Genomic DNA, 19,965 nt, shown 5'->3' with positions numbered 1-19,965 from the left:
GGCAAAAGGCAAAAGGCAAAAAAGAGTATAGAACATAGCGAAAGGATGAGGGATGAAGTCAAAAATAATCTGTGGCAAAAAAAATTTAATCTTCGTGTCCTTCGCGGTTCCGAGCCTTCGTGGTCCTTCGTGCCCTTCGTGGATCAAAAAACATCCATCCACCAATCAAGCATTTTATGCTACACTAGAGGCCACCAAAAATACCTACAGATCTGACTCTGCTTCCAGCAATACACGGGGCGTTGGCCTATGACATCACAACCACGAAATGTTCGTTTTGGGGTTCAAGCGCGGGTTTTGTTGCTGGCATTAGGAGTCTCGCTGCCAGCGCTGATTATTGTTGGCTGGTTAAGCCTGAATGGCATCTCCCAAGCGCGCTCGGCAGCAGTCAAGCAAAGCGAAAACACCCTCTTACTCCAAGCAGAAAATATGCTTATGAGTCGGGCAATCGATAAAGCCGAATTATATGATCAGGCTTTGTTGAGTGTGCAACGCCAAGTTCAAACGATGGTCAACATCACCCAACAGGCCTTTAGCCGCCCACTTGATCGGCTGGCCGATACACGGCCCGACCCGTTTTGGCTGGCTGGTAGCGGCCCGACCCTGATTCCCCCCGATCAACTACGGCTGACCGTAGCCCGTGCGCGCCAAATCACTGGCGCACTCCAAAGTAACGTCAACCTGAACCCATTAATTTCCTTTGGCTATTTGGCCACCAAGGAAGGTGTGATGGTGCTCGATGATGTACGGGTGGTCAGCGTGTTGCCCGATGGCTTCGATGCCCGCAAACGCCCATGGTACCAGGCCGCCGAAGCTGCCAACGGCCCAACCTGGATCGGCACCTACGTCGATGCAGTGACCAAGCAGCTCAATATTACGGTTTCTGCCCCAGTCAAAGTCAACGATCAATTAATTGGGGTCATTGGCATGGATTTGCTGCTGACCACAATTCAATCCGATGTACTGCGGATTGATGCTGGCACCTCGGGCTATGCCTTTGTGATGGATCACGATGGCAATATTTTAATTCGGCCGGAGCTTGAGGCTGGCAATACGCGCTGGGATGAAACCTTTCAAAAGCAAAATCTGTTTGAGAGCGACGATCCGAATTTTGCTTCGTTGCGCGAAAATATTCGCAATAATTTGCCGGGCGTAACTCGTTTGCAACTCGATGGCGGCGACCGCTATCTGGCCTACTCGCCAATGCGCACGGTTGGTTGGGTGGTGGCCCTAGTGCTGCCGATCGACGATGTGATTAGCCCCGCCCGCGATGCAAGTTTGGCCATCGAGCGCGAGCAACAGCAATTACGCCGCAATTTTCTGGCGGTGTTGCTGATCGCCTCAGGGTTGATCATCATTCTGGCAACTGGCTTGGCCCGCACGATCATTCGACCGTTGCGCGAGCTTGAGGTTGGCGCACAACGCATCGCCTCAGGCCAGCTTGATCAACAATTGGTCGTCCATGGCAACGATGAAATTGGTCGCCTCAGCCTTTCGTTTAACCAAATGAGCACCGCCTTGCGCGAAAAAGTCGATGCCTTGGAAGTTAATGCCCAACAAATGGCGGCGATCAACGAAACGAGCAACGAATTGAAACGCTTGCGCTCGTTGAATACGGTGCTTGATCATATTCCTCAATTATTATGTCAACGCTTGGGCTTTGACCGCGCTGTGCTCTATTTGCTGCGCGACGATTTGATTGAAGTTGTGGCGGCCTCGTTTGGCCCAAATAACTACGAGCTTGAATCCGATTTTATGCGCTCGGCGCTCTCTGACCCAATTACGATTGAAAGCGACACCATCGAAGCTAGCGTGATCAAATCGCGCCAAGCGGTAATTGTTGATAATCCATGGCAACACCCGCAAGTGATTCAGTCCAAGCAATTTATTTCAGGCGGCGATTCGTATGTCCAAGCGCCAATTTTGGGTCGTGAAAAAGTGTTGGGCCTGATTTCTGCCGATTACTATGAGCAAGGGCGATTGGTAACCGTGCAAGATGCAGCCTTGTTGCTCAACTTTGCCGACATGGTTGGCCTAACGATTGAAAACGCCTTCTCATTCCAAAACTTGGAAGATTTGGTGGCCCAACGCACTGGCGAGTTGCGCGAAGCCCTCGACCGTGCCCAAGCAGCCGATCGCTTGAAATCGCAGTTTTTGGCCAGCATTTCGCACGAACTACGCACGCCGTTGAATGCAATTATTGGCTTCTCCACCGTGTTGATCGATGAACTTTCGCCAGTCATCGTCGAAGAACAGCGCGAAGACCTTGAAACGATCAACAAAAACGGGCGCTATTTGCTCGATCTGATCAACGATATTTTGGATATGGCGCGGATCGAAGCTGGCAAATTTGCCTTGCACCGCGAAGCAACCGCCGTGCTACCAGTTGTGCAATCGGCAGTTGATATTATGCATGGGCTGAATTCCAAGCCTGTGACCATGCGCATCGACATTGCGCCCGACTTGCCGCCGATGGACGTTGACCCAACTCGTTTACGGCAGATTGTGATTAACCTGATTTCAAATGCGGTAAAATTTACCGATCGCGGCCAAATTGTGGTGCGTGCAACCAGGCGGATTGTGCACGAAGCTACGCCAATTGGCTCGCACTATCTTTTGCCCGGCGATTGGATTGTGATTAGCGTTCAAGATACGGGCATTGGCATGGATGCAGAAGCCTTGGGCAAACTCTTCCAAGAGTTTCAGCAAGTGCATGCGAGCGCCAGAGGTATTTTGGGGTCGGGATTGGGGCTGTCAATTACGCGCCGTCTGGTCGATTTACACGATGGCGATTTGTGGGTTGATAGCAAAGTTGGGGTTGGCAGCACCTTCTCATTTGCCATTGCCACCGCCAACGCCCAAGCCCCAATTGAGCAGCAATAACCTAGTTAGAAGGAAATAACCGTCATGGCAGGTTCGACGCGGGTTCTTTACATTGAAGATAATCACGATAATCAACGCTTGGTTCGGCGGGTGCTTGCAACCCGTGGCTATCAGATTATCATCGCCAATGACGGCAACGAAGGTTGGAAATCGGCCCAAACTGATCGCCCAGATTTGATTCTGATGGATATTAATTTGCCAGGCTTGAATGGCTACGAATTAACCACCAAATTCAAAGCCACACCGCAACTTGCCGATGTGCCGATTGTGGCTTTGACCGCCAATACCACGCCTGGCGATCGCGAACGGGCCTTGGCTGCTGGCTGCGATGGCTATATCTCCAAGCCAATCGACCCGCGCGCCTTGCCCGATTTGGTGGCCAGCTACATTGGCGGCACCCGTGAGCTGTTGGAAACCGCCGAAGCACCAAGCGTCATGCGCGAATATAGCCAGCAACTGGTCGGGCGCTTGGAATCGCATGTGCGCGAGTTGGAGCATGCCAATACGCGGTTGACACGGCTTGATCAGGCCAAAAACGATTTCTTGGCGACGATCTCACACGAGCTGCGCACGCCATTAACCGTCATTCACGGCTACCTTGATTTGCTGAACATGCAAGCGCTTGGCCCGGTCAACGATGGTCAACGTGAAGCCTTGGAATTGATGAAACGCAACAGCACGCGGCTGTTACGCCATATCAACGACCTGATTTACCTGCAACAAGTGCGCTCCAACCAGATGGATTTTGCCCAAGCAGATTTGCGCGGCCTCGTCCAATCGATTTGCAACGATATGCAATCGACCTTTGGCGAGAAAAACCAAACCTTGGTGCGCAATATCTATGTTGGCGGCATCCAAACGCCCTTGATGATCAATATGGATGTGCATGGCGTTGATAATGCAGTGCGCCACTTGCTGGAAAATGCCAGCCAATACACCAATGCTGGCGGCGTGATTCAAGTTTCGGTCTATCAAGATGATCAATTGGTGCGGGTTTCGATTCGCGATAATGGTGTGGGCATTCCCGAAGCCGATTTCGAACGCATTTTCGAGCCATTTGTGCGCTTGGATGATACCTTGGCCAGCGTTGGCGGCGCGGGCTTGGGCTTGGTAATTGCCAAACACGTTGCCGAGGCCCACAATGGCACGGTTGCCGTCGAAAGCACCGTGGGCGTTGGCAGCACCTTCACCCTGCAACTGCCAGTTAATCATCAATAAATGCTGCAAGCTCTCGGGCCAAATAAGCCTGAGAGCTTGGTTATTTAAGCAGCAATTAACGAGCGTTGCTAGCAGATTATGGAGATTGGGCTAAAATTAAAAAGCGTGCTTATACCCAAAATAGGCATAGATTGCTGTTGACAGCAGCTAGGCGCTGGCCTATCATACCCATAGAGAACGGGTGAAATAGCAAACTGAATGAATCAGCAATCAACGTATCGCATCTATCTTTGTCATGGGTTGCACTGTGGAAGCCAACTGGCCGAGGTGCAACGCAGTTTTGAGCACGCACTTGCTGCCGATTTACACGAAACCGTTGAAATACGTCTGAGCAACTGCCTTGGTCGCTGTGAACGTGGCCCAAATGCAATCATTCAGCCCGGACGGGTCGTCTATTGCCAACTCAATGGCACAGCGATTAACCGAATTGTGCATGAACATCTCTTAACCAATACCCCAATCGTAGAATTACGTGACAAGTAAGCATTGCAACATCGAGGGCACTCATGACGCAGGAATTTGTAACCCAATTTTGGGGAGTGCGCGGCAGTCATCCTAGCACTGGCGCTGAGTTTAGCAAAACAGGTGGCAATACTTCGTGTGTTGAAATGCGCGTAGCAGGCCAGCAATTGATTTTTGATGCTGGCACTGGCATTGTGGAGCTTGGACATCAATTATTAAACCAAGTCAATCCCCGCCCAATTTTGATTTTGCTTTCCCATTATCACCATGATCATATTCAAGGCTTGCCGCATTTCCCGCCACTCTACCGCGAAGATCAGATGATCTATATCGTGGCTCCGTGGAATCTTTACCAAGATCGGGTTTGGGAATTGTTATCCAGTGCTTCATCGCACTCAATGCTGGCTGAACGCCCAGGCTTGTTGGCCCGCCGTCGCACCTTGTTAATCGAAGGTGGTGAGCGTTTGTGGTGGAATGCAGATGCGCCTACGCCGCTGCGAATTGCCAACGATGAGTATGAGCAATGTCCTGCTGGCTCGGTTGAAATTCGCGCCTATCATTCGTTAGGCCACCCCCGTGGCGGCTCGATGTGCTATCGGGTTGAGCAAAATGGGGTCAGCGCGGTGTATGCGACCGATATTGAATCGTATATTGGCACCGATCAACGCTTGGCTAATTTTGCCCGTGATAGCGAATTAATCATCCACGATGCCCACTATACGCCAACCGAATATGCCAATCCCAAGGCCAGCCGCCAAGGCTGGGGCCATAGCACATGGGAAATGGCAATCGAATTGGCGCATGTGGCGAATATTAAGCAAATTGCCTTGTTTCATCACGAGCCAGCCCACACCGATAGCCAAATCGACCAGATCGAGGCCGATGCCCAGGCAGTCTATCCCTTGGCATTTGTGGCTCGCGAAGGCATGCAGGTCGATTTATTAGCCACAATCAACGAACGCTCGCAAGGCCAATCGTTCTCACCAGCCGAGCCAGCGATCCAGCCACTCGCCTAGCGCTTGGCCGCTACTTTGCTCCATGGCAGCTTGGAAATCGCTGCGGCTAATAATGGCATAGCGCTGCTGGGTGTGGAGCTGGCCAAGGCCTTGGAAGAAGGCTTGATCGCCAAGCTTAATCCGCAGTTGATGCAGCATCGCCGCGCCTTTGCCATAAACCGCGCGATAATAGCTGTTGAATGAGGGATATTCGTTAATCGCTAAGCCTGCTGGCCAGTTGCCATTGGCTTGATTGTTGCGCTCCAAACGCTCGATTTCGCCAGTGTAATAGCTGTTGGCGGCTGCTTGACCAAGCACATCTTGGGTTGCAACGTAGGTCAGATAATTGGCCAAGGCCTCGTCGAGCCAAGCTTCGCGATAAATATCATTGCCCAGCATGGCATACCACCACTGATGCGCCACCTCGTGGAACACCACATAATCAATCTCGCGATTAACTACAACATCGACCAAAATAATCGTATAGGCGGGATATTCGATGCCGCCACGACTATCCCACGGCATCACATGCAAATCGAGCTTGCGATAGGGGTACGCGCCAAATTTGGCTTGATAGCTGCGCAAAGCACCCACCGCCATCTCATGCACTCGCTCAAGGTCAAGATACTCGGGGCCATAGGCGGTCACTTCAATGTCATCGAGCAGCGTGCTGCTCCTTGAAAATGTGCCAACTGCCGCGGCCCATTCACGAACAGGTCCACTACCATAGGTTCGAACGCTGCGATCGGCATTTTGACGGAGTAAACTGCCAGCGCCAATCACCTCAAGCTCGGCGGGCAAGCTCAGTTCGACCAGATAGAGCGCCGTTTCAGCCAAGACCCGATCAGGAAAGCGGGTCACATCCATGCGCCAATCGTTGGCCGCAGCATCCCAAACCGCCAGCATTGGGTAGGCCGAAAGCAAGGGATACGAGCCATCGGGCCAAGCCTTGATTGTGCCAGCAAAGCTCGTGTTGATCACAACTTGCTGATTAGGTGCAAGCGTGCTGGCGAGCTTAATCCGAAAGGCCGTATTTTCGGCTTCGCGATTAATCGTGAGTTCGCCAGCGTTACTCCAGGCCTTGGTTACATTCAGGGTTGTGTCGCCGCCATCACCTTGCGCATCGGGCGGAAAATTCGGGTATGAGCGCAAAACCACACTAGTGATACTTGCGCCCGTTGTATTGGTATAGCTAATAACTTGGCTGCCGCTATAGTTGCCTGCCGCCGGATCGAGCGTGATCTGCATGGCATAACGTGGCATGCTTTGGTTGGTGGCATCGCTGGCAAATGCTGGGCGCAGCGCAGCTGCTTGCTCGTTTGGCCAAGCATCAGCAATTGGCGTTGGTTGAGCTGGAATTGGCAGCGAGGTTGGGGTTGGCACTGGCGGCGTATAGGCGGGCACTGGCTCCCACGTGATTAATGCATTGAGATTAATCAGCGTTGGCTCGGCGGTTGGGTTGGCAAGCGCTGCTTGATTGCTGTTCGTAGCGGGTGCTTGGCCACAGCCAACCAGCAGCAATACAAACCCCAGATAAAGCCAACGGCGCATGAGCTACTCCTCGGTTGCTGCCAAATGGGTGGCAATTTGTTGAAAGCCAATTTTGGCATAGGTTGCTTGGGCAATTGCATCGGCGGCAAACAAAAATGCCAATTTGCCAGCCTTGGCATAATGGTCGGCAACCAAAAAACTGGTCAAACTCGCCGCCGCCCCGCGTCGTCGCCAAACAGGCAGCGTCGCAATCGCCACCAATTCGACCACGCCGGAACTGGTTGGTTTATAGCCACCAACCGCTGCCAATTCCCCCTCAATCAGCGCCATAGCATAACGCCAACCATCGTCCAAAGCAGTGTGCAAACTATCAACATCAGCTTGGCTGATAGCTGCATAATCGCCAAAACCAAACCTCGTCACTTGGCGATAGAGCGCCAAATCATCGGCGGTCGTCAGCCAACGTAGTGCAACAGCTGGATTGTGATAGGGCTTGAACTGCTCAGGCAGGCAAATCATCTGCGGATTGATATGGTCGACCTTGATGCCAGCTGCTTGCAACAGTGGTTCTAATTCTGGCCACAGCTCACGCGTCCATTCAAAGCGCAATTGGCGTTGATGTTGCTCAAACACTTGGCGCAGGGCAGGCAAATTGGCTGCCGCAGTTTCGAGCGGCGCAACTGGCATAGCATAATTAAACCATGGCGCTGAATCATCGGGGTGAATCAAGGCCACAAACGGCGGCACCTGAATTGGGGTACAAACTTCATTAGCGACCTGCTGCACACTTGCTTCAATTGCTTGCAATAGCTCAATCATGCAACGCCTTAAAAAAAAGCGAGCAGGTTAAGCCTGCTCGCTTAGAACAATTAACCAACCACCAGCAGCAAAATAGCTGCAACGATCAAGGTTGCTCCAAAGCCAATCAACAGATAAATTCCATACTTTTGGAAGAAATTTTCGTTGTTGAGCGGCGCTGGTGGTGCAGTAAAGCCGCCTTGGGCTGGTGGATTATAGCTTTGCTGCACAGTTTGATAGTTCTGGCCCTGGCCATAGCCTTGTTGGCTTGGTGGCGCATATTGGTTTTGTTGCTGCGCTGGTGGCGCATATTGGTTTTGTTGCTGCGCTGGCGGCGCATATTGATTTTGGGCTGGTGGCGCATATTGATTTTGGGCTGGCGGCGCATATTGATTTTGGGCTGGATACGATTGATCAACTGGCGCATTGCCATATTGGGCACGGGCCTGACCTGGGCTCATAATCACCGTTTGATCAGGGAACGATTGAGGCGTGGTGGGAGCTGCTGGCGTATTCGCCACCGCGCCACCGCGCATTGAGCTAACATTATCGGGCGCAGCTTGAACTGCTTGAGCAGCTTGGGCAGCTTGCATTTCGGCCTTAGCTCGCAACGCTTCAGCGCGCAAAGCCGCCATCTCCTCAGGATTGAGTTGGACCGTCGCATACGGATTTTCCAACTTCTTGTTGGTTGACGGCGCAGCATCGGCCTCGTTCAAACGCGTAGTAGCAAATTGATTAGCTTTATCTTTTTCTTGTTGCAATTCGGCTCGCATGGCGGCCAAATCGTCAGCGGTTAACTGCACTGTTGCTTTTGGATCGTGCAATTTCTTATCTTCATTTGGGCGATCACTCATCGCAAAGCCTCCATAGGGCGAGTGTTTGTTCGTCGCTTGCTACGCTATCATATTCAGGGGCAAAAATCAAAAGAATTTTGGATGAGAAATTGAGCAATTTTCACAATTGGCGCATTTTGGGCAGCAAAATCCCCTTGGGTTTGCTTAACCGCAAGGGGGTATTGTCGTAAAAATAGGCGAATTACACTAGAGAATGAGACCATCGCGACGAACATGGTCGCACTGGTCGGCACAAAAAGAACACTAATCACTCACCATGGTGTTAATTAAGTCGATGAATGTATCGACCTCGAACGGCTTTTGTAAAATAACAGCGCCTTCTTCTTCAAGGTCGCTGAACCATGGCTTACGATTAAGCGCCGTAACGATCACCATAGGAATGCCTTCATCCTGTATCCGCTCGCGAATTTGATTGAATGCCTCAACCCCATCCATCTCTGGCATCATAATGTCTGAAATAATCAGATCAGGTTTTAAGGTTTCAAGTTGGGCAATGCCCTCGACTCCGTTATTCGCCAGCACGACTTCATAGCCGACCTCGCGCAAGGCGATCTCCATCACCATTTGGAGTGCGAGATCATCATCCATGATGAAGATTGTTTTTGCCATATCTTCGGTCCTTCTTTCAGCGCCATGGTTTGGCTATTATACCATGGCGCAGGCTGGCTCCCGTCATGCCGCTTCAACGCCACGTTCGAGTTGCTGGCGCGCCCAAATTGGCCAATGGGGTGTGGCCGAAATCGCTGCTTCAAGGCCCACCAAATCGGCACAGCCTTCGCGCAACATATCTTCAGCAATCCACGGGTCGCCAAGCATACCATGGGCAATCAATGGCACATCAACAATGCTACGAATGCCAGCCACCAACGGAATTTGCCAGCCAGGAAATTGGGCAATTGGTGCAACCGAGCGCCCAACTACAATATCTAAGAGATCAACGCCGGCGGCCACCAATTCGTGGGCCAGAACCCGACTTTCCTGCAAACTCACGCCATCGGGCACGAGATCATCGACGACCAAGCGCACGCCAACCACAAAGCGTCGCCCAAGCCAGCCGCGAATTGCCTCGATGCTTTCGAGCAACAGCTGGCTGCGCGAGGTTGGTGGCACTTGTTTGCTGACCCGCATTTGATGAAAGAACGAGCCAGCGTTGGCATCAATCACCACACCCGGGCAGCCAGCAGCATAAGCGCGCCAAGCAGCAAACAGCAGTTGTTCGCGCAAGTTTGGCCAATGGGTTGGCTGAAGCACATGCTCTGGTTGGCTGGCAAGCTGCAACAATGGCAAGCACTGGCTTTGATATTCGTGTAAGCATTGGTTCAAATTACGAAAGGCCTGAATATGCGCATCGGCGCTCAAGGCAGGTTTGGCTAGATTTGGGCTTGGCTGCACCAAGACTGGCTCGCTGATTATCAAGCCAATGCCATAGCTGCTCCAGCGCCCATATTCTAAAATCAGGCTCCGATTGAGAAAGCCGCCGCCATGGCTGAATCGGCTTGGGCCAGGCGTTGCCACCAAGCGATTGGTTAAGGCGAGTGTTCCTAGTTGCATCGCTGAAAAAAGACGTAGCATGGTCAAAACCTCCGCTGCTATTGTGCGCCGAAGCAAGCGGCTTTGACAAGCTATTTAGGCCCAAAAAACGGCTAAAATAGCCGAGTGTCACCGAACTGTAATTTATTTTAATTGAGCCAGCCGCTCCAAACGAGTACCCTAGAACTATCCAAGCAAGGAGTGGCAGATTATGGCGATTGCACCATTTGATCGATTGTTGTTACCTCGGCTCCGGCGTGCCCAACGCCAGCGTAGCTATGCTCGCTATGTGCAGGCACGTTGGGCCGAGCGTTTTCCCGCCCGCGTTCTGCCAACAATCGGCAGTTTGGTGCTGCAACTGAGTCCAATTCCCGCCAATGGCCAACACGCCAATCTTTGGCAAGCACTCGAACTCGACCATAGGATTCGCTTGGTTGGCAGCTTGGGCAGCGGGCGTTCGTTGGTATTAATCAATATGCTCTTGCACTGGTGCGCCACCCAAGAACGCTTACCAGGCTTGTTTCCAATTTTGCTGCATGTGCCCAGCGCCACCGAATCGCCTGATGCGACGCTGGCCCGCACCTTGGCCGAAGCTGGCTTTGCCAACGATCGCTTGGGCATTGAGCGTGGCTTGGCTTCTGGCAAGTGGATGCTGCTGCTCGATGATCTTGAGGAAGCGCAGCCCCACATCGCTGAGCATTGGCGCAACTGGTTGTTTGATTTGACTGAGCGTTATCCCGCGCTCTCGGTGGTTGCGACCGACCACAGCAGCAACCCAAACTGGAATGGTTGGCAAACATGGCAGGTGCAAGCGCCTGATGCACCAATTTTGGAGCAATGGTTACGCCACTTGTTGCCCAACGAGGAGCCAGCCCTATTGCTGCCGCCATTATTGAATGATGGTCGCGGGCGTTTGGTGGCCGAGCGTTTTGCCGATGTGGCAATTTTGGCAGCAACCTACCCAACCCATGGTTTTTCGGCCAATCGGGTGCGCATGTATGCTGCTGCGGTTGATCGCGCCCTGCGGCCAGTGGCTGGTGGCGATTTGCCCAAAGTGCGCACGGCCTTGGCAGGTTTGGGCTATGCCTGGCTCCAAGGCGAACAGATTAAATCAGTCTATTGGTTACAGCCAAGTTTGGTGGCGCTCAATGGCTTGGTGCAGGTTGATCAGCGCGGGCTGGTGCGTTTTCGCTCGCCGTTGTTTGCCTTATTTTGTGCAGCCTTGCACTTAGCAGCGCATCACGCATGGCACGATTTCGATTTAGAGAATCCGTTGTGGCATGAATTATTGCCCTTGACCGCTGGCCTTTTGGCTGATCCAGCTCCGCTGTACACCGCCATTCGTGGCAACAGCCCGCTGACCAGCGAACGGGTGTTGTTGCTTGGGCGCTGCTTACGCGAACATCATGTGCCGATTGCAGGCTGGAGCGCGGCAATTATTCGCGCCTTGGTGCATGTGGCGCGCCATGAGCCAGCCTATAGCGAGCAAATTTGGCAGTTGCTCGCAAGCATGGAAAGTGTGGTTAGCGCCACGCTGGCCGAGCAACTGAGCAACGGCTCCGAAGGCGAGGCTTGGGTGCTGAACGTCGTGCGCACGATGCCCAGCCATCTAGCGCTCAACTATTTATTGGATATGCTGGGCGATAGTCGGCTGAGCTATAGCACCCGCCAAAGTGCGGCTCAACAGCTATTTGCCATGCACGATCCTCAATTAACGCCACGCTTAATTAGCCTTGCCCAACGCCAGCACGATGATTGGGGCCAGCTGTTGGTTAATTATTTGCTCGCCCACAACAGCCATGCTGGGCGCTGCTACTTACAAGATCAGTTGCACGCTGGGCGGATTATTTTCTATTTACACTGCGAGCCAAACGGCGCACGCTTTGTCGTAGCCACCGCCAGCGCCTTGCTCGATGACCATGATTTGGATCAGCAGGTGCATTTGCATGCTTCGCTAGCCTTGCAGGGCTGCGCCACCGAACGCACTGCGCCAGCCTTGTTGAATGCCTGTACTGCTGCCAGCGCGCCGTTGCGGGCGGCGGCACGCCAAGCCTTGTTGCAGGCAACGCCAAGTTTGGCGGTGCGCGCTTTGGGGCGCTTGGTGCTCGGCGACGATGTGCATTGGACGGCCCGCTACGAGGCTTTGCATGAACTGATGCGCTTCGAGCGCAGCGGCGCGAATCCGTTATTGCTGCGGGTTGTGACCTCGCAATTGCCTTTGGCTGCCCGCTTGGAAGCAGCTCAAACGATTTTGCAACGCCAAAATGAAACCAGCGAGCGCTTGATTCGGCTACTCGAACAGCCACAGCTTGGCAATGCACTACGCAGCGGAATTATCTATCGCAGCGATCCACAAACCCAGCCATTATTACTGCCGCGATTGCTAAGCCTGGCCTGCGATCAAACGGCGTTTATGGTGCGGGCTGCGGCAATCAGCACGCTGGCAAATCTAAAAAATGACGAAGCCCAAGCGGTTCTGGCGGGCATTGTCGAGCACGAACGCCATGATTTGCAAGCCTTGCTCGCAGCAATTGTTGGGCTTGGCACGCGCAACGACGAAAGTGGCATTTGGGCCTTGCGCACGATTATCATTGGCGAATTGCCTCAGCAATTAGAGCTTGCTTGGCAACAAGAATTGCCCATGGGCTACTTGCACGAAGCGCCACAGCAATGGCCAGTTGCCAGTTTTTCGCCCGCCTTGCAATGGCGTTGGGCCGAAGCCTTGGCGGTTGGCAATACCAGCGCCGACCCGCCAACCAGCCTCGCCGAATTAGTTGGCCGCGAAGTGCATAATGTGCGTTCAGCCGCCGCTCAAGCACTGAGCAGCATTGGTGGTTCGGCGGCGCGTTCGGTGTTGTATGAAGCCTTAACTGGCAATCCAGATCGCTATAGTCTCACCGTCGCGCCCGTGGTAGCGGCTCAATTGGCCAACTGCGATGCGGAATATGAATTGGCCCAAACCGTTGGTACAGGTCAGCCATTGTTGCGCTGGGTTGCCGCCAATACCTTGAGCCAGCAAACTCAACCAAAGCCAAGTTTGCACCAAATGTTGATCAATAATCAGCTTGATCCGCAAACCCGTAGCGCGATGCTCACAGCCCTGAGTGGCGATAATCATCTCGCCCCCTTGCTCGAAACCATGATTGTTGATGATCATACGCCGCTCAGTTTGCGGGTTGATGCAGTCCATAGTTTCCACAAATTGCACATGGCCCATAGCGAAGGGTTGATGTTGGCATTGTTGACCTCCAACCATGCCGAGCCAGCTTTGCATGTCGCCGCCTTGGATTGCTTGGTGGCCCCAGTTTCCGAGGCCAGCTTGAACACAGTGCGCCAGATTTTGCGCGACCCACGGCCAATCGTCGAGGTAGCGGCGGCAGCGTTGCGCTGCTTGGGCCGCGTGGCTGATCGCGAATCGATTGCCTTGTTTTTGCGCTACGCCCAACACGATAGCCCAAGCTTGGCTATTCCAGCGATGGATGGCTTGCGCTTCTTGCAAGAACCAACCGCGATTGCCTTGCTCAATCGCTTGGCCCAAGCTGGCGGCAAAAGCACACGGATTCGGCTGCATGCGCTACGGGTGTTGTTGGAGCTTGAAGGCGCGATTCATCTTGGCTTGGTGCGCGAACTTGCCAAAAGCGGCTCGATTGGCACCCGTTTGTTGGCGCTAGAAATTCTGTTGGCAGCAGCCAAAACGCCGCTCGATACGTTGGATTTTTTGCGGCCTCATAATCCGTTGCCATTGCGCTTGCGCGTAGCCCAAGCCTTGGCTGAGGCCGACGACGAAGCAACCTTGCAACATTTAGCCGAATTGCTGCACAACGATCGCGAAGCATTAGCGATTCGCAGCTTAGCCTTAAGCAATTTATGTCAAGCTCGTTATACCCCAGTGTTGGGCGATGTCGAAGCCTTAGCAGCTGATCAAACGACACCGCTGATGTTGCGGCGGCGAGCGATTGCTGGTTTGCGGGCTTGGCGCAACGAGCCAACCACCATGCTCAGCTTAAGTCAGCTGGCCGAAAGCGCCGATCCTGCGAGCAGCGCCTGGGCCTTGGCAGTCCTGCTCGATCTGCCGCTATTGCAGGAGGCAGCGTGAATGGCTCGGCCCACATTTTAGTTGTCGAAGATGATCCAGCGATTGGGCGTTTGTTGCTGATGCACTTACGCGAGGCTGGCTGGCAAGCCATGCTGGCAAACACCGGCATGACAGCGCTGCGGCTATGGGCCAGCGATTGCTTCCAGATCATTTTATTGGATGTGATGTTGCCCGATTTGAGCGGCTGGGAATTGTGCCAACAATTTCGGGCTGAAAGCAACGTGCCAATTTTAATGCTCACCGCCAAAGCCAGCGACGATGATGTGGTGCGCGGGCTGAATCTCGGCGCTGATGATTATTTGACTAAGCCATTCAGCCAAGCCCAATTAATTGCCCGTGTGCAACGCTTAATCCAGCGCCAAGCATTGCTTGAACCAGCCCAAGCAACGCCAAATGTGCAAATTGAGCAACCAGAAGCAGCGCCAATTCGCAGCCCAAGCGGCGCAGCACTGCTACGCGAGGCCCGCCAAAAAGCTGGCCTCAGCTTATACGCCGCCGAACGTCGCACCGGCATTCGCTGGGATTATTTGCAAGCGATCGAACAAGGTTCGTTTATGCAAATTCCCTTGAAGCAAATTAAGCCCTTGCTGCTGCAATATTGCGAATTATTGCAGGTCGATGCCCGACCAATCTTTGCCCATGCCCAGCAAGTCTATTTAGCCTCGCCAGAATATCATCCTCGCCGCAATTGGCCATGGCTGGTTGCTGTCAGTTGCATCATTGTGATTGTGCTGGTGATGTTGTGGTAAGCGCGCCAAGCATCGCATTCCAGCCTCAAAGCATTGACAAGCTGCGCTCGAAGCTGCATAGTAAGCACAAAGCGCTTGTAGCATTGAGGGATGATGGATGCTTGAATTTTATCAACAGGCTTTTGCAAAACTGAGGCTCTCGCCAGCCCAATCGTGGCCAGAAAGCACTTATTTTCGTGCGCCCTATAAGCCATTCATGCTGCTTGCCATCAGCGATTTGATTGCAACGGGTACAATTACGCATAATTTTATCGAATATTCCGATGCGTTGCTTGAAACCTTCGATCGCTATTGGCAGATTTTGTTTGATTCGACGAAATTTGCCAATCCAATTCAGCCATTTTTCTACCTTAAAAGCGAGGGCTTTTGGCATTTGCAAGCCCAGCCAGGGATGGAGCAACGTTTAGCAGCGACAACCGACATCAAAACGATCGGCCAATTAAACCAACTTGTGCTTGGCGCAAGGCTTGATCAAGCCTTATTTGGATTGCTGCAACAGAATGCTACCCGTGAACAACTACGCCAAAGCTTAATTCAAACCTATTTTGCAGCCGAATTACGGCCAGCGCTCACCACAATTGCCCAAATGAATACGGCCATCTTCAGCTATGCAGATCTTCTAGTTGCGCACAGCCAACGCACATTTCGTGAAATTGCAGCAATCGATGCGCCCTATCTGGTCGAAGTTCGCTCAAGCGCTTTTCGGCGGGTCGTTGTGCCAAATTATGATTATTGTTGTGCAATTTGTGGGATTCGAATTGTAACTCCCGAGGGCCGCAGTGCCGTTGAGGCTGCGCATATTATTCCGTGGAGCCAGAGCTACAACGATGATCCGCGCAATGGAGTTTCGTTATGTGGCTTACACCATTGGCTGTTTGATCAAGGCTTGTTGACCATCACGCCAAACTATCAGATCCAAATCTCACGCCTCGTTGATGAGCAACCAGCAGCCAATCAAGCGGTATTGATGTTTGCTCACCAGCCAATCCAATTGCCTCAGCAAAAGCAGCTTTACCCGAATGAACATGCGCTAATTTGGCATAATCAAAATATCTATCGCAAATAAGCTTAATAATCCACATTTGTGCCCTAACGAGTTGCTAAAGTGGCTCCAACAATCAGTTGAAGTATTGAAGGAGTTCATCGATGCAACGTTTTCTTGGTTTTATGTTCATCAGCCTACTGTTGCTGGCATGTGGTCAAACGGCTGGCCAAAACATTGAATCGGCAGCCAATGAAATGCAAGTGGCGCAAGCAGTGCCAACCGACAAACCAACACCAAAAGCTACTGCCAAGCCACGTCCAACCAATACGCCACGGCCAACTGCCAAGCCCAAGCCAACGCGCACACCACGGCCAACCGCGACCGCAACGCCCATTCCTGAGCCAGTCATCTTGAGCGGGGTTGGTCAAACTGTCACTGATCCGTTTATGCCGCCTAGTCCAGTTAGTATCATTAAATTAACCCACACTGGGCGACGCAACTTTATTGTCAAAGCCTACACTGGCAACGACGAAAGCTATTTGGTCAACGAAATTGGCCGCTACACTGGGTCGCGCGTGCTCTACGGCGATAGCAGCAGCTTTTTGGAAATCAATGCCGATGGCGAATGGACAGTCGAAATTGTGCCTATCGCCCTTGATCAAGCGGCAGCGAATGGCTTCAGCGGCACAGGCGATCTGGTCAGCGGCCTGTTTATGCCAAGCAAAGAAGGGCCAATTCCATTCCAGTTTAGCCATAATGGCGATAGCAACTTTATCGTTCAAGTCACATGTCAAGGCGGCATGGATTATGCCCAAAACGAAATTGGCACAGTTGATGGCTCAGCAATTGTCAAATTCAGCGAAGGCCCATGTTTATGGGATGTACAGGCCGATGGCGATTGGACGATTAGCCCCAAATAAATCGTTAAGCCCGCAGATCACGATTGATCTGCGGGCTTTGAACGTTAATCAAGCTCTGTAGCCAAATGGGTTGGCAAACCATCAATGCTCGCCATATTTTTCTCGGTGCGATAATCGACTAGGCCTTGTTCGCCTTTGGCTTCAGCCCAGCGCAAGGCCGTATCGCGTTGACCAACCAAATCCATCAGGGGCACGCCAAAACCACACGATGTTTGTACCCGCTCAACCTCAACCACGACGATTTGGCGAATGCCTGGGTAAACTGGAAACTGCGCAAGCTCAGTTTCCCACTCCTCCATTGTGGGCAGAATCACCCGCCCCCGGCCATATAAGCGCAGAATGCGCGGCGCGCCCGTAAAGGCACAAAACATCAAGGTAATCCGGCCATTTTCCAACACATGGGCCGACGTTTCATTGCCGCTGCCGCTTAAATCTAGGTAGGCCACCTGCTGCGGCGAACGAATGCGCAGGCAATCGAGGCCTTTGGGCGAGAGATTGACATGACCATCAGCGGCAAGCGGAGCGCTAGCCACAAAAAACAAGGGTTGCTGCGCAATAAATGCTTGCAATTCAGCAGTTATGTCAGGGTGTAATTTTGCCATTTAGGCCTCCATCAACAAGCAAATCAACAATCAGCAACATCATACGTTATCGGGCAATTGGCAGCACATGCTGGTATGGCGAATGCTGCTAGCCAAGCTTAATTCTGCTTGCTCCTCATGCAGCAAAATCTCTGGCTTTTTACAGGAGGCACGGGATGGATAACATTTGGAAAACCAGCCTTTGGCAGCAATATGGGGCCGCGCTTGCGATGCTTGAGGATGGAATAACGCGATGCCCAGACCAGCTTTGGACGCTCAATCTATGGGTCGACGACGATGATCAACGCTATGGCCAATTTTGGTTTGTCGCCTATCACTGTCTTTTCTGGACTGATCTGCTGTTGACTGGCACGATGGAAGGGTTTGCACCGCCAGCGCCATTTGTGCGTGGCGGATTGCCCGATCAGTCATATTCAAAAGCGCAAGTGCTTGCGTATTTCACCCTTTGTCGTCAGCGCTGCCAAACTACGATTGAAGGCTTGACTGAAGCCAAAGCCCAACAAATCTGTGTTTTTGAATGGATGGAGCCTAGCTTTCTTGAACTGCTGCTGTATAGTATGCGCCACGTTCAGGAGCATGCCGCGCAGCTCAGCTTGGTACTTGGCCAGCAGAATATTCCTGGGGCTGATTGGATTCCCCGCGCAAGTGCCAACCCTGCGTAATTAAGCTTCATAGCTTGCCAGCGGCCCCAACGCTGCGGGCCTTTATGTGTTTTAGGCCCGATCAAGCAATTTCGCACAAAAGTTTCAATTTGGTCTAAAAAACGCTTGACATGTGACCATTTAGTCACATATAATACAACTATGGAACAAGAACTTGTCTTTCGGGCCCTTGCCGACCCAACCAGGCGGCAGCTGCTCGACCTGCTCTTTGAGCGCGATGGCCGCACGCTCAAAGAGTTGGAGTCGGCAATGCCGATGACGAGGTTTGGGGTAATGAAACACCTGCGCGTCCTTGAAGAAGCTGGACTGATTGTGACGCGCAAGGTGGGGCGCGAGCGCTTGCACTACCTCAATCCCGTCCCAATCCAGCTTATTTCCGACCGTTGGATGAACAAATATGCCGCAAACCGAGCGATGGCACTGATCGATTTGAAAATGGCACTTGAAGGAGGAAGTAGCAACATGACCAGTGAAGCAAAACCAAAATTAGTCTATCAAACAATTATTAAAGCTTCGCAACAACAAGTGTGGGATGCGATTACCAAGCCTGAGTTTACCAGCCGCTATTACTATGGCACAACGCTGCAAACCGATTTAAGTATTGGTTCGCCCTTTATCTACAATATGTATGATGGTTCGGCGATTGTTGAAGGCGAAGTGCTGGTTGCTGATGCGCCAAATCGCTTGGTGCATAGTTATCACTCGCTATTTCCGCCAATGAACGCCGATGCACCAACCAAAGTAACGTGGGAACTTGAAGCAATGCCTAACGGCATTACCAAAGTTACAGTTGTGCACGAAGATTTCGACGGCGAAACCGCAACCTATAAAGGTCTCAACAGCGGTGGCTGGACTTGGATTCTCAGCAACCTCAAGACCTTGCTGGAAACCGGTGAGTCGTTACCAGAACAATATTAGAAATTAGCTTCGGCACGACTGACGAGCATTCATGTTTCACGCCTCAGCGGCTCTCGCTTTGCGAGCCGTTGTTGGCGTTTTAGCACGTAGTTGGAGGATTGATAACGATGTGGATTATTGACCAAAGCATGCTCTGGCGGCAGTTTGATCTTGCAATCACCAACCTTGAACAGGCTATTCGTGCTTGCCCTGAGCACTTGTGGGAAAGCCAACTCTGGCCAGACGAGCCAGATCAATGGGTTGCTGCTGGATTTTCCAACTTTTGGTATCTGGCCTATCACACGCTCTTTTGGATCGATCTCTATTTAACTGGCACTGAAGAAGGTTTTATGCCACCAGCGCCATTTGCCTTGGTAGAAATGCGCGACAACGAGACGTTGCCGCGCACCTATACGCCCAACGAGTTGCTCGGCTATTTGGAGCATTGCCGTCAAGCCACCCAAAGCACAATCATGAATCTCAACACCGAACAAGCCCAGCGGCTGTGTTCATTTAGTTGGGGCGAAGTGCCATTTGGCGAGTTGATGATCTATAGCCTGCGCCATGTCCAAGAGCACGGCGCACATCTGCACATGGTTCTTGGTCAGCAAGCCCGAGGCAAAGCCTAATGTTGGCATAACAAAAGGGCCGTTGCTTTTCAGCAACAGCCCTGGTTGGTGAGCCGGGTGGGTAGGCCATAGAATCATCAAGAGGCATATTGAGTTCAACCTTCAGCAGGGCTTTGTGCAGGGTTATTAGAAACGCGGTTGGCTTCTCTTCATCAAACGCCGATTCTTCGCCTATTAACACGGCGATACTGAAT

Annotated in this window: 17 protein-coding genes; 11 read left to right on the top strand and 6 right to left on the bottom strand. The window is 52.3% G+C overall.

What is annotated here, in order from left to right:
- The first annotated feature begins 249 nt into the window (after positions 1 to 249).
- The 4 genes from ACFMKP_RS02865 (at position 250) to ACFMKP_RS02850 (ending at position 5,579) form a co-directional block, all read left to right on the top strand.
- Positions 250 to 2,883 (top strand): ATP-binding protein, encoded by a 2,634-nt coding sequence (locus ACFMKP_RS02865; protein ID WP_204757273.1) that lies wholly within the window; start codon positions 250 to 252, stop codon positions 2,881 to 2,883.
- A 24-nt stretch (positions 2,884 to 2,907) separates the two neighbouring features.
- Complete coding sequence (locus ACFMKP_RS02860; protein WP_382288889.1) at positions 2,908 to 4,101, top strand: sensor histidine kinase; 1,194 nt, start codon at positions 2,908 to 2,910, stop codon at positions 4,099 to 4,101.
- 198 nt (positions 4,102 to 4,299) lie between these two features.
- Positions 4,300 to 4,584 carry a ferredoxin gene (locus ACFMKP_RS02855; RefSeq protein WP_382288887.1) on the top strand — a complete coding sequence of 95 codons (285 nt, stop codon included), beginning with the start codon at positions 4,300 to 4,302 and terminating at the stop codon, positions 4,582 to 4,584.
- A 23-nt stretch (positions 4,585 to 4,607) separates the two neighbouring features.
- Entirely contained in the window at positions 4,608 to 5,579 is a 972-nt protein-coding gene (locus ACFMKP_RS02850; protein ID WP_382288885.1) for an MBL fold metallo-hydrolase, read from the top strand.
- On the opposite strand, the gene ACFMKP_RS02845 is transcribed toward ACFMKP_RS02850, so the two are convergent.
- The 5 genes from ACFMKP_RS02845 to ACFMKP_RS02825 form a co-directional block, all read right to left on the bottom strand.
- Entirely contained in the window at positions 5,544 to 7,109 is a 1,566-nt protein-coding gene (locus ACFMKP_RS02845) for a M1 family aminopeptidase (protein ID WP_382288883.1), read from the bottom strand. The genes ACFMKP_RS02850 and ACFMKP_RS02845 overlap by 36 nt on opposite strands.
- A 3-nt stretch (positions 7,110 to 7,112) precedes the next feature.
- On the bottom strand, positions 7,113 to 7,868 hold the full coding sequence (locus ACFMKP_RS02840; protein WP_382288881.1) for a GNAT family N-acetyltransferase: 756 nt from the start codon (positions 7,866 to 7,868) through the stop codon (positions 7,113 to 7,115).
- Positions 7,869 to 7,918: 50 nt separating this feature from the next.
- On the bottom strand, positions 7,919 to 8,701 hold the full coding sequence (locus tag ACFMKP_RS02835) for a hypothetical protein (RefSeq protein ID WP_382288879.1): 783 nt from the start codon (positions 8,699 to 8,701) through the stop codon (positions 7,919 to 7,921).
- Positions 8,702 to 8,944: 243 nt separating this feature from the next.
- A complete protein-coding gene (locus tag ACFMKP_RS02830; protein ID WP_012188143.1) occupies positions 8,945 to 9,310 on the bottom strand; it encodes a response regulator in 366 nt (121 codons plus the stop codon).
- Positions 9,311 to 9,373: 63 nt separating this feature from the next.
- Positions 9,374 to 10,273, bottom strand: a complete 900-nt coding sequence (locus tag ACFMKP_RS02825) for a hypothetical protein (protein WP_382288877.1) — start codon at positions 10,271 to 10,273, stop codon at positions 9,374 to 9,376.
- Between the two features lie 169 nt (positions 10,274 to 10,442).
- On the opposite strand from ACFMKP_RS02825, the gene ACFMKP_RS02820 reads away from it, so the two are divergent.
- The 4 genes from ACFMKP_RS02820 (at position 10,443) to ACFMKP_RS02805 (ending at position 16,981) form a co-directional block, all read left to right on the top strand.
- Positions 10,443 to 14,327, top strand: a complete 3,885-nt coding sequence (locus ACFMKP_RS02820; protein ID WP_382288875.1) for a HEAT repeat domain-containing protein — start codon at positions 10,443 to 10,445, stop codon at positions 14,325 to 14,327.
- The gene (locus ACFMKP_RS02815; protein WP_382288873.1) at positions 14,324 to 15,076 is read left to right on the top strand and encodes a response regulator; all 753 of its coding nucleotides are present in this window, start codon (positions 14,324 to 14,326) and stop codon (positions 15,074 to 15,076) included. The genes ACFMKP_RS02820 and ACFMKP_RS02815 overlap by 4 nt, the downstream gene beginning before the upstream one ends.
- 97 nt (positions 15,077 to 15,173) lie before the next feature.
- Positions 15,174 to 16,142, top strand: a complete 969-nt coding sequence (locus tag ACFMKP_RS02810; RefSeq protein WP_382288871.1) for an HNH endonuclease — start codon at positions 15,174 to 15,176, stop codon at positions 16,140 to 16,142.
- Positions 16,143 to 16,222: 80 nt separating this feature from the next.
- On the top strand, positions 16,223 to 16,981 hold the full coding sequence (locus ACFMKP_RS02805; protein WP_382288870.1) for a hypothetical protein: 759 nt from the start codon (positions 16,223 to 16,225) through the stop codon (positions 16,979 to 16,981).
- Positions 16,982 to 17,025: 44 nt separating this feature from the next.
- Here ACFMKP_RS02805 and ACFMKP_RS02800 read toward each other — a convergent pair whose 3' ends face one another.
- Positions 17,026 to 17,583 carry a pyridoxamine 5'-phosphate oxidase family protein gene (locus ACFMKP_RS02800; protein WP_382288868.1) on the bottom strand — a complete coding sequence of 186 codons (558 nt, stop codon included), beginning with the start codon at positions 17,581 to 17,583 and terminating at the stop codon, positions 17,026 to 17,028.
- A 155-nt stretch (positions 17,584 to 17,738) separates the two neighbouring features.
- Here ACFMKP_RS02800 and ACFMKP_RS02795 point away from each other — a divergent pair, with 155 nt between their 5' ends.
- From ACFMKP_RS02795 to ACFMKP_RS02785, 3 genes are all read left to right on the top strand, one after another.
- Entirely contained in the window at positions 17,739 to 18,245 is a 507-nt protein-coding gene (locus tag ACFMKP_RS02795; protein ID WP_382288866.1) for a DinB family protein, read from the top strand.
- A gap of 141 nt (positions 18,246 to 18,386) precedes the next feature.
- Positions 18,387 to 19,163 (top strand): ArsR/SmtB family transcription factor, encoded by a 777-nt coding sequence (locus tag ACFMKP_RS02790; RefSeq protein ID WP_382288864.1) that lies wholly within the window; start codon positions 18,387 to 18,389, stop codon positions 19,161 to 19,163.
- A gap of 107 nt (positions 19,164 to 19,270) precedes the next feature.
- Positions 19,271 to 19,771, top strand: a complete 501-nt coding sequence (locus ACFMKP_RS02785; RefSeq protein ID WP_382288862.1) for a DinB family protein — start codon at positions 19,271 to 19,273, stop codon at positions 19,769 to 19,771.
- The last annotated feature ends 194 nt before the right edge of the window (positions 19,772 to 19,965 follow it).

Source organism: Herpetosiphon sp. NSE202 (genome assembly GCF_042688385.1).
Classification (GTDB): Bacteria; Chloroflexota; Chloroflexia; order Chloroflexales; family Herpetosiphonaceae; genus Herpetosiphon.
The sequence above is the reverse complement of the archived record's forward strand: the minus strand, read 5'-3'. Positions and strand labels throughout refer to the sequence as shown.

Excerpts from the sequence above, each read along its gene's own strand:
- ACFMKP_RS02835 (WP_382288879.1), bottom strand. The coding sequence starts at position 8,701 with ATGAGTGATCGCCCAAATGAAGATAAGAAATTGCACGATCCAAAAGCA.
- ACFMKP_RS02805 (WP_382288870.1), top strand. The coding sequence starts at position 16,223 with ATGCAACGTTTTCTTGGTTTTATGTTCATCAGCCTACTGTTGCTGGCA.
- ACFMKP_RS02860 (WP_382288889.1), top strand. The coding sequence starts at position 2,908 with ATGGCAGGTTCGACGCGGGTTCTTTACATTGAAGATAATCACGATAAT.
- ACFMKP_RS02865 (WP_204757273.1), top strand. The coding sequence starts at position 250 with ATGACATCACAACCACGAAATGTTCGTTTTGGGGTTCAAGCGCGGGTT.
- ACFMKP_RS02795 (WP_382288866.1), top strand. The coding sequence starts at position 17,739 with ATGGATAACATTTGGAAAACCAGCCTTTGGCAGCAATATGGGGCCGCG.
- ACFMKP_RS02850 (WP_382288885.1), top strand. The coding sequence starts at position 4,608 with ATGACGCAGGAATTTGTAACCCAATTTTGGGGAGTGCGCGGCAGTCAT.
- ACFMKP_RS02845 (WP_382288883.1), bottom strand. The coding sequence starts at position 7,109 with ATGCGCCGTTGGCTTTATCTGGGGTTTGTATTGCTGCTGGTTGGCTGT.
- ACFMKP_RS02830 (WP_012188143.1), bottom strand. The coding sequence starts at position 9,310 with ATGGCAAAAACAATCTTCATCATGGATGATGATCTCGCACTCCAAATG.
- ACFMKP_RS02785 (WP_382288862.1), top strand. The coding sequence starts at position 19,271 with ATGTGGATTATTGACCAAAGCATGCTCTGGCGGCAGTTTGATCTTGCA.
- ACFMKP_RS02790 (WP_382288864.1), top strand. The coding sequence starts at position 18,387 with ATGGAACAAGAACTTGTCTTTCGGGCCCTTGCCGACCCAACCAGGCGG.
- ACFMKP_RS02800 (WP_382288868.1), bottom strand. The coding sequence starts at position 17,583 with ATGGCAAAATTACACCCTGACATAACTGCTGAATTGCAAGCATTTATT.
- ACFMKP_RS02810 (WP_382288871.1), top strand. The coding sequence starts at position 15,174 with ATGCTTGAATTTTATCAACAGGCTTTTGCAAAACTGAGGCTCTCGCCA.
- ACFMKP_RS02840 (WP_382288881.1), bottom strand. The coding sequence starts at position 7,868 with ATGATTGAGCTATTGCAAGCAATTGAAGCAAGTGTGCAGCAGGTCGCT.
- ACFMKP_RS02855 (WP_382288887.1), top strand. The coding sequence starts at position 4,300 with ATGAATCAGCAATCAACGTATCGCATCTATCTTTGTCATGGGTTGCAC.
- ACFMKP_RS02820 (WP_382288875.1), top strand. The coding sequence starts at position 10,443 with ATGGCGATTGCACCATTTGATCGATTGTTGTTACCTCGGCTCCGGCGT.
- ACFMKP_RS02825 (WP_382288877.1), bottom strand. The coding sequence starts at position 10,273 with ATGCTACGTCTTTTTTCAGCGATGCAACTAGGAACACTCGCCTTAACC.